This window comes from Gilliamella sp. Choc6-1 (assembly GCF_001690385.1).
GTDB classification, from domain to species: Bacteria; Pseudomonadota; Gammaproteobacteria; order Enterobacterales; family Orbaceae; genus Gilliamella; species Gilliamella apicola_A.
In genome coordinates, this window is sequence record NZ_LZHI01000053.1 from 1 (window position 1) to 1,498 (window position 1,498).

Annotated in this window: 3 protein-coding genes; all 3 read left to right on the forward strand. The window is 36.5% G+C overall.

The window, feature by feature from the left end; translation table 11 throughout:
* The coding region (locus A9G36_RS10180) for a hypothetical protein (protein ID WP_176701005.1) at positions 1 to 400 on the forward strand (400 nt) is incomplete at its 5' end.
* A gap of 16 nt (positions 401 to 416) precedes the next feature.
* A complete protein-coding gene (locus A9G36_RS07360) occupies positions 417 to 1,244 on the forward strand; it encodes a DUF6708 domain-containing protein (protein WP_065585581.1) in 828 nt (275 codons plus the stop codon).
* Positions 1,245 to 1,268: 24 nt separating this feature from the next.
* Positions 1,269 to 1,498: hypothetical protein (locus A9G36_RS07365; protein WP_141670607.1), on the forward strand; the 230-nt coding region annotated here is incomplete at its 3' end.

Here is a 1,498-nt window from a genome sequence, read left to right on the forward strand (position 1 = left end):
CTTTAATATCAGTTCAACAGGGGTAAATAACCACTCAGTAGTGGCGCACTCCCCAATCCACCTAAACGAAGATAAAGCCAAAGAAACCCTAAAAATCACCGAATATGTCACCACCGATAAAAACTATTTTATCGACCATTATGAAGCAAAAACCTTTAAAACCCTCACTCAGGGCAAAGCGGTATGGCAATCTAATTTTACCGATATTGAAAAAATCGAAGTAAAAGAGCCAGCTCCTAACCAGCCAGAAAGTCACCTAACGGTAATAACCTGGGTAGCGGGCACCTTTGCTTATGATCTAATAAATAACTATCAAATCAATATCAGCCCTAATGCACAAGATGATAACGAAATCCCGCTTATCATTAATCGAAGCAGTAACCAATTTCACGATGAATAAATAAAAGGAGAATAAAATGCCATCAAAATACCGCCCGCAAATTCTTGGTTGGTTTGGGGATCTAGATAAAGGTCCTTATAGTGTACCTTTGCATGACGATCGCTTAAGTTATGCCAATAATACCTATTGTGCCTTTATTCGTAAGGTTCCCTCAGATCAAATTTTTTATTTGTGTTTATCTATATCATTAATTTTAATGTTTATGGTATTAATCTTCTTTAGTTTTGGCTTTTTTTCAATATTACTAAAAAAATCTGAGTGGAATGTTTTTTTTATAGTATTAGTTGGCATGTTATTAGTTTCATTTGTTATCTATTCATATGCACTTCCAGAACTCTATCAAAATGCTTTTTCTTGGCGTGGTAGCCCCATTATATTTAATCGTAAAACGGGTAAAGTCTATGTTAACGAAAGTTACTTTTTTAACTTTAAAGTATTACGGCATCCTTCGGTATTTTTACAACCGAAAAAACGCCGAATAAAAGAGTATGATTGGGACGATTTGCACGGTGTTATTATTCATAATATGTCACGTAATGCCTTAAGTTCAACCGTGTTAATGGTCTGCCAACCGGGCACGCACCAAGTGATAGATCATATTATGTTAGATCCTATGCGAGCCGGTGCAGGAAGTACATTTGTTTGGGGATGGATCAATAGTTTTATGGTGCATTATAAATCTGCCAATATCGATGACGGCGAATATAAGTCAGTTCAAGAAGCGGAATTTAAAGCCCATAGGATTGAAGGTGAAGGTTGGCCCGAATGGATGGTCGAAGCGTTTAATGCCACATCGCAAGAAGAGCTCGCCGAAATCAAACAACGACACCATATAACGGAATAATATAATAAAAATATTATTAAAATAATGGACACCGTTAAAGAAGGTGAAAGCCAAGATAAAAAAATGCACCAACTGGCGATTGACTTAGGCTCGTTAGCATTATTAAGTGTTGATAGCGTGGCTTTATACCGTGACATCAAATTAAAAATGCAGCTAGTTAAAGCGATGCGTTCAACAGTTTCGGGCACATTAGTACCTGAAATTAAAGCTAAACAGATGTTAAATACCTTGATTTCTAAAACCGTAGCCAAAGC